This is a genomic window from Agathobaculum sp., from assembly GCF_050946325.1.
Taxonomy (GTDB): domain Bacteria; phylum Bacillota; class Clostridia; order Oscillospirales; family Butyricicoccaceae; genus Agathobaculum.
Genome location: NZ_JBMNUP010000090.1, coordinates 1 through 7,536 on the forward strand (window position 1 = coordinate 1; position 7,536 = coordinate 7,536).

Below are 7,536 nucleotides of genomic sequence, written 5' to 3' on the forward strand. Positions count from 1 at the left end.
TTTGCTGGCGGCTTGCCTCGGGCGACCATGTGGATTTTACCCCTGTTTTTCTGAAAAAATAGAAAAAATAGTGGAAATCCCTGAAATTATCTGGTAGAATAGACTGGATACATTAGAAGTATTAAATAAGGAGTTTGTCAACATGGAACTGAGAAACACTGAAAAACAGGAACACAGCGTTGTTGCGCTGACCATTGAGGTATCCAAGGCTGAGTTTGAAGCCGCCAAGGATAAGGCTTTTAAGAAGGCCGGCAAGAATATTACCGTGCCCGGTTTCCGTAAGGGTAAGGCGCCCCGCAAGATGATTGAAAAGCTGTATGGCGAAGGCGTATTCTTTGAGGAAGCCTTTAATATCGTATATCCGGAAGCCATGGACATGGCGGTGGAGAAGTCCGGCATCAAGCCGGTTGGCCGTGCGGACGTTGATCTGGGCGACGCGGCTGAAGAGGGCGGCCTGACCATTATCGCCAAGGTGCCGGTTGAGCCTGAAGTTGAGCTGGGCGAGTACAAGGGCGTTGAGGCTGAGAAGGAAACCGTCAAGGTGCTTGCTGCTGACGTAAAGGCGGAGCTGAACCGTCTGGCGCAGCGCAATGCCCGCACGGAGACTGTTGACCGTAAGGCGAAGAAGAACGACACGGTTGATATTGATTTTGACGGCTCGGTAGACGGCGTTCCGTTTGAGGGCGGCAAGGCGGAGCATCATGCGCTGACACTGGGTTCGGGCGCGTTTATTCCGGGCTTTGAGGATCAGCTGATCGGCTGCAAGGCGGGCGATGAGAAGGATGTTGTTGTTACCTTCCCTGAGCAGTATCATGCCGAGGAACTGGCTGGCAAGACCGCTGTGTTCAAGTGCAAGGTCCACAAGGTGGAAGAGACCATCCTGCCGGAGATTGACGACGAATTTGCCAAGGACGTTTCCGATACCTGCGAGACGCTGGATGACCTGAAAAAGGAAATCAGCGATCGTCTGAAGAAGGAGCGCCAGGAGGCTGCCGATCATGCGTTTGAAGAAAAGGTGCTGGACAATGTCATCGCAGGCATGAAGGCGGATATTCCGGAGGCCATGTTTGAAAACCAGATTGATACCATCGTGCAGGACTTCAGCTACCGCGTGCAGATGCAGGGCATGAAGCTGGAGCAGTATCTCCAGATGACTGGCATGGATGTGCAGCAGTTCCGCGGCATGTTCCGTGAACAGGCAGAACGCCAGGTAAAGACCCGTCTGGTGCTGCAGAAGGTAGCAGAATTGGAAAACATCGCAATTTCTGACAAGGAAATTGAGGATGAATATGCTAAGATGGCAGAGCAGTACGGCATGGACGTAGAAAAGGTCAAGTCCGTTGTTGCTGCTGAGGCGCTGGCTGACGATCTGAAGATTGCAAATGCGCTTGAGCTGATTAAGAAGAACGCAAAGGCCAAGAAGGCTGATAAGAAGAAGACGGAAGCTGCCGCTGAGGAAGCGTAAGTCCTGCTGTTTTCTTTAGAGCGAAAGGAGTTTTATCTGTGAGTTTAGTCCCAATGGTTGTGGAGCAGACCGGACGCGGCGAGCGTTCGTACGATATTTTTTCCCGCCTGCTCAATGATCGTATCGTGATGCTTTGCGATGAGGTAAACGATGCATCTGCGTCGCTTGTCGTAGCACAGCTCCTGTACCTGGAGGCGCAGGACCCGGATAAGGATATCTCGCTTTATATTAACAGCCCCGGCGGTTCTGTCACCGCCGGCATGGCGATTTATGATACGATGAACTATATCAAGTGCGACGTATCGACCATTTGCGTCGGCATGGCGGCTTCGATGGGCGCGTTTTTGCTGTCCTCGGGCGCAAAGGGCAAGCGGTATTCGCTGCCCAATGCAGAAATTATGATTCATCAGCCGTCTGCCGGCACGCAGGGTCAGATTACCGATATGGCGATTCATCTGAAGCGCCTGGAGACGATTAAAAAGCGCATGAACCGAATCCTGTCTGAAAACACAGGCAAGCCGATTGAGGTTGTCACCGCTGACTGTGAGCGCGATAACTTTATGAGCGCGCAGGAAGCGGTGGAGTATGGCCTGATTGACAAGGTCTTTGAAAAGCATTGACAGAAGGGCAATTTCTTGGATAGAGGTGCAGTATGCCAAATTTTGATGATGATAAAACCCTGAAATGCTCGTTTTGCGGAAAGCCGCAGGGGCGTGTACGCAAGCTGATTGCCGGCCCCGGCGTTTATATCTGCGATGAGTGTATCGGAGTATGTACCAGTATCCTGGACGACGAACTGGATTTTCCGTCAGAGGAAGCGGGGATTGATTCGCTGGCCGAGCCGGAGCATCTGCCGACGCCGCAGGAACTCAAGGCTGTGCTGGACGATTATGTCATCGGGCAGGACCGCGCCAAGGTTGCGCTCAGTGTAGCGGTATATAATCACTACAAGCGCATCTACCATCCGGACACGGAAATTGAGCTGCAAAAAAGCAATATTTTGATGCTTGGTCCTTCGGGTTCAGGCAAGACGCTGCTTGCCCAGACACTGGCAAAAACGCTTCAGGTCCCGTTTGCAATTGCAGATGCAACGACGCTGACGGAGGCTGGCTATGTGGGCGAAGATGTGGAGAATATCCTGCTGCGTCTGATTCAGGCGGCGGATTTTGATGTGGATTTGGCTGAGCGCGGCATCATTTATGTGGATGAGATCGATAAGATTGCCCGCAAGAGCGAGAATCCCTCGATTACGCGCGATGTATCGGGAGAAGGCGTGCAGCAGGCGCTGCTCAAGATGCTGGAAGGCACAACGGCGAACGTTCCGCCGCAGGGCGGGCGCAAGCATCCGCATCAGGAATTTATCCAGATTGACACGTCCAATATTCTGTTTATCTGCGGCGGCGCATTTGACGGGATTGAGGGCATTATTCAGAAGCGCACGGGCAAGCAGGGGCTTGGCTTTGGCGCGGAACTGAGAAGCAGAGAAGAGGAACAGACCGACCGCCTGCTGGCGCAGATTGAGCCGCACGATTTGATGAAATACGGTTTGATTCCTGAGCTGATTGGGCGTCTGCCGGCGATTGTATCGCTGGATACGCTGGATGAAGATGCGCTGGTGCGTATTTTGCAGGAACCCAAAAATGCGCTGGTCAAGCAGTATCAGACGCTGCTGGAAATGGACGGCGTTGAACTGAAGTTTGAGCCGGATGCGCTGACCGAGGTTGCAAAGGTAGCGTTGGCGCGGAAAACAGGTGCCCGCGGACTGCGCGGCGTACTGGAAAATGTGATGACTGACGTGATGTTCCGCGTTCCGTCGGATGACACCATCAGCAGAGTGGTGATTACGCGCGGGGCGGTGGCCGGTGAAAGTGCGCCGGTAATTGAACACCGCGGTCAGGCTGCCCTGCCAATGGAAGGGAAAAAACTTCCATCGCCGGATAAAAGCGCATAAGAAAAACGAAAAAAGTGGGGGGACGGCAGTCCTGCCCACTTTTTCATTATTTTTAGCGGAGTACGGCGCTTTACAAAAGGGGAAAAATATACTATACTGACCCTATGCAACAATTTTTGCCTGTGAGGAGAGAAGTTATGATAGACAGAGTTGGAACGACATTCAGCCGCCTGCCGGTGCTGCCGCTGCGGGGACTGGTGGCGTTCCCTTATATGATGATTCATTTTGATGTCGGCAGACTGATGTCCATTCGCGCGCTGGAAGCGGCGATGAAAAACGGACAAATGATTTTTCTGACGGCGCAGAAAGAACTCAAGACTGACGCGCCTGCGCCGGACGATCTTTTTCAGATTGGCACGGTGTGCATGGTCAAGCAGGTGCTGCGTTTGCCGGGGGATAACATCCGTGTACTGGTTGAGGGGCGGTCCCGCGCACTGGTGCATCAATTCGAGCCGCCGGCTGAAGAAGGCGACTGCCTGTATGCGGAAGTGGAAGAGCTGGAGGACTATGTTTACGGCGTAACGGAACGCCGGGAGCAGGCGTTGGTGCGGACGGCGCAGGAACGCTTTCGGGAATATGCGGCGCAGACGCCGCGTCTGTCTGCTGATGTGGAGCTGACCGTTGCGGCAGGCGGCGAAGCCGGCTGGCTGGCCGACTATATTGCGCAGAATCTGCCGGTGGATGTGGGCGTCAAGCAGGAAATTCTGGAGGAGATGAGCGTGACACGCCGTCTGAGCATGGTGATACGCATGCTGGGCGAGGAAACGGAGATTCTCAAAATTGAAAACGAGATACAGGATGAACTGAAGAGCCAAATTGATAAAAACCAGCGGGAGTACTATCTGCGTGAACAGATTAAAGTGATTCAAACCGAGCTGGGTGAGCAGGATACAGCTTCGGAGGCAGAGGCATATCGGAAACGCGTGCTTGCATTGCATTTACCGCAGGAATGTGAGGAAAAGCTGCTGCGGGAGACCGACCGTTTTGCCAAGCTGGGCGGTTCCAATGCAGAACAGGGCGTTGTCCGCACCTATCTGGATACCGTGCTCGATCTGCCGTGGAACCAAAAGAGCGAGGAGCGGCTGGATTTGGCGGAAGCGCAGGCCATTCTGGACCGCGATCATTACGGGATGAAAAAGGTCAAGGAACGGATTATGGAGTTCCTGGCTGTTAAGTCGCTTGCGCCGGAACTCAAGGGACAGGTATTGTGCCTGGTTGGACCGCCGGGCGTGGGTAAAACATCCATTGCAAAGTCGGTTGCGGAGGCGATGGGGCGTAGCTATGCGCGGATGAGCCTGGGCGGCGTGCGGGATGAAGCGGATATTCGCGGACACCGTAAGACGTATATCGGTGCAATGCCTGGGCGGATCATTGACGCAGTGCGCCGCGCGGGTACGAATAATCCGCTGCTGCTGCTGGATGAAATTGATAAAATGGGCAATGATTTTCGCGGGGACCCTGCCTCTGCCATGCTGGAAGTGCTGGATACGGAACAAAATGTTGCGTTCCGCGACCATTACATAGAGCTGCCCTTTGATTTGTCTGACGTGCTGTTTTTGATGACGGCCAACGATCTTTCCAATGTGCCGCGTCCGCTGCTGGACCGCATGGAAGTGATCGAGCTGCCTTCGTATACGGAGGAAGAAAAGCTGCATATCGCGCAGCGTCATCTGCTGCCCAAGCAGATGGAAAAACATGGGCTGAAAAAAACGCAGCTCGTGCTGTCAGAAAAGATGCTGCGGGCGGTGATTGCAGGCTACACGCGTGAGGCGGGTGTGCGCCGGTTGGAGCAGGTGCTGGCAAAGCTGTGCCGCAAAGCTGCGAAACATGCTGCGGACGGCGGTAAGCGGCTGACTGTTTCGGAAAAGAATCTGGAAAATCTGCTGGGCACTGCGCCGTATAAGAAAGACGTTGTGGCCAAGCGGGATGAAGTGGGCATTGTCAATGGCCTGGCGTGGACGAGCGTAGGCGGCGAGATGCTGGAAGTGGAAGCTGCTGTGGTGCCGGGTACGGGAAAAATTGAGGTCACAGGTAATCTGGGCACAGTGATGCAGGAGAGCGCCAAGGCGGCGGTCACTTTTGTTCGCTCGCGTGCGCAGGAGCTCTCAATTGACCCGATGTTTTATAAGGAAAACGATTTGCATATCCATTTCCCAGAGGCGGCGATTCCGAAGGATGGGCCTTCGGCGGGCGTGACGATTACAACGGCGCTGGTTTCGGCGTTGACCGGGGCGCCGGTGCGCCATGAGGTTGCGATGACGGGCGAGGTGACGCTGCGCGGCCGTGTGCTGCCGATCGGCGGACTGCGGGAAAAGACGATGGCCGCTTACCGTGCGGATATAAAAACCGTGGTTATCCCGAAGGATAATGAAGCGGATTTGCAGGATATCGAGCCGGTGGTGCGGGAAAATCTGCATTTTGTGACGGCTGCACATATGGATGACGTGATAGCGGCGGCGATTGATTTTTCGCAGCAGCCGAAGAGACGCAGAAAAACGGCAGGCAGCCCTGCACGGGGGCATGCAAAAACGCCGGCGGCGCCGGTTATGCAATCATGAGGAAGGAACACACTATGCTCAATCTGCACAATGCGGAATTTATTCGTTCGGCGGTCCGCGTGGCGGACTTTCCGCAGGATGGGTTGCCGCAAATTGTATTTGCCGGCAAATCAAACGTTGGAAAAAGTTCGGTGATTAACAAACTTCTTGGGCGCAGGAATTTTGCGCGCGTCAGCGCACAGCCGGGCAAGACGGTTCATATCAACTATTTTTTGATTGATAAGCAGGCATATCTGGTTGATCTGCCCGGCTATGGATATGCGCGCGTCTCGCAGGCAGAGCGGCAGCGGTGGGGCGTACTGATGGAGGAATACTTTGCGCTCGGCCTGCTGACGCTTGGTATACAGATTGTTGATATTCGTCACAAGCCGACGAAGGATGATGTGACGATGGCGGAATGGTTTCATGCCGCACGGCGTCCATGGATTGTTATCGCCAATAAACTGGATAAGATTAAGAAGTCCCAGATAGAGGGTTGCCTTGCTGAAATCCGGCAGACCCTGCTGCTGCCGGAAGAGGTGCCGGTGATTCCGTTCTCGGCGGAAAAAGGAGACGGCAAAGAGGTTGTATTGGAAATGATTGCAGAGCATATAGGAAAGGATGCGCTTAAATAATGAGCTTTTTTCGCCGATTCATGGCCGGCCGTTATGGCAATGATCCGCTGAATAATGCGCTTTTGGTGCTTGGACTGTTTTTGCTTGCAGTAGAATGGCTGACAAGGTGGAGATGGATGAGCATGTTCATCCTGGCCTTGCTGATTTTGTGCTATTTTCGCATGTTTTCGCGCAATATTCAGGCCCGCTATTCGGAAAATCAAAAATTCATGCAGTGGTGGGGACCGGTGAAGCGCCGCATGCAGGATGCGCGTGTGCGCTTTGCAGACCGGAAGACGCACCGTTTTTATAAGTGCCCCCAGTGCAAACAGCGGCTGCGTGTGCCGCGCGGCAGAGGGAAAATTAATATTACCTGTCCGCATTGCCACGCACAGTTTGTCCGTAAAACATAAATGGAATAAATTAAGAAAAAGTTCTCATGGAATGCCAAAATGGACTTGCTTTTTTTACAGAAAGCCGTATAATAATAGTAACAAAATGAGCAGGGGGCGATTCCGATGACCGTAGAACAGTTGATTGGAAAAATCTATAATAAGCTCAGCAAAGCAGATTTTGCCGGTGCGCAGGGCAGAATTGCCGTGCAGTTTAACCTTACCGGTAAAGTGACAGGCGTCTTTTATATTGAAATTCTCAACGGCGTATTGTCTGTGATGCCGTATGAGTATATCGATCATGACGCCGTTGTTTCTGGGTCGATGACCAATATTGAGAAGGTGTTTAGCGGCAAATTAATCCCACAGGTTGCAGTGGCAGAAGGGAAAATTAAAATTGAAGGCAACTTTGACAAGGTTATGGCCTTGGCTGAGCTGCTCAAGCGCTAAAGTTGTATAATTATACGAATCCGCCCGTTTGATCAACGGGCGGATTTTTTCAGAGTGGCACGAAAAAAGCAGAAAAAAGTTCTTGACAAAGGAAGGGGGAGGGGGTATACTAATAAAGCTGTCTCGC

Annotated in this window: 7 protein-coding genes; all 7 read left to right on the forward strand. The window is 53.0% G+C overall.

The genetic code is table 11. From position 1 onward, the window contains the following. Positions 1-142 precede the first annotated feature (142 nt). The 7 genes from tig to ACOYIE_RS07705 all read left to right on the forward strand — a co-directional run bounded on the left by tig (position 143) and on the right by ACOYIE_RS07705 (position 7,409). Positions 143-1,465 (forward strand): trigger factor, encoded by a 1,323-nt coding sequence (gene tig, locus ACOYIE_RS07675; RefSeq protein ID WP_433412015.1) that lies wholly within the window; start codon positions 143-145, stop codon positions 1,463-1,465. 38 nt (positions 1,466-1,503) lie between these two features. Then, a complete protein-coding gene (gene clpP / locus ACOYIE_RS07680) occupies positions 1,504-2,085 on the forward strand; it encodes an ATP-dependent Clp endopeptidase proteolytic subunit ClpP (protein WP_433412017.1) in 582 nt (193 codons plus the stop codon). Between the two features lie 32 nt (positions 2,086-2,117). Beyond that, on the forward strand, positions 2,118-3,416 hold the full coding sequence (gene clpX / locus ACOYIE_RS07685; RefSeq protein ID WP_433412019.1) for an ATP-dependent protease ATP-binding subunit ClpX: 1,299 nt from the start codon (positions 2,118-2,120) through the stop codon (positions 3,414-3,416). Positions 3,417-3,553: 137 nt separating this feature from the next. After that, positions 3,554-5,974: an endopeptidase La gene (lon, locus tag ACOYIE_RS07690; RefSeq protein WP_433412021.1), complete on the forward strand. Its 2,421-nt coding sequence runs from the start codon at positions 3,554-3,556 to the stop codon at positions 5,972-5,974. Beyond that, positions 5,971-6,588, forward strand: coding sequence for a ribosome biogenesis GTP-binding protein YihA/YsxC (gene yihA, locus ACOYIE_RS07695; protein WP_433412023.1), 618 nt, complete (start codon positions 5,971-5,973; stop codon positions 6,586-6,588). Before lon ends, yihA begins: the two co-directional genes overlap by 4 nt. Before the next feature lie 116 nt (positions 6,589-6,704). After that, complete coding sequence (locus ACOYIE_RS07700; protein ID WP_433412027.1) at positions 6,705-6,980, forward strand: hypothetical protein; 276 nt, start codon at positions 6,705-6,707, stop codon at positions 6,978-6,980. Positions 6,981-7,085: 105 nt separating this feature from the next. After that, entirely contained in the window at positions 7,086-7,409 is a 324-nt protein-coding gene (locus ACOYIE_RS07705; protein WP_433412025.1) for an SCP2 sterol-binding domain-containing protein, read from the forward strand. Positions 7,410-7,536 lie beyond the last annotated feature (127 nt).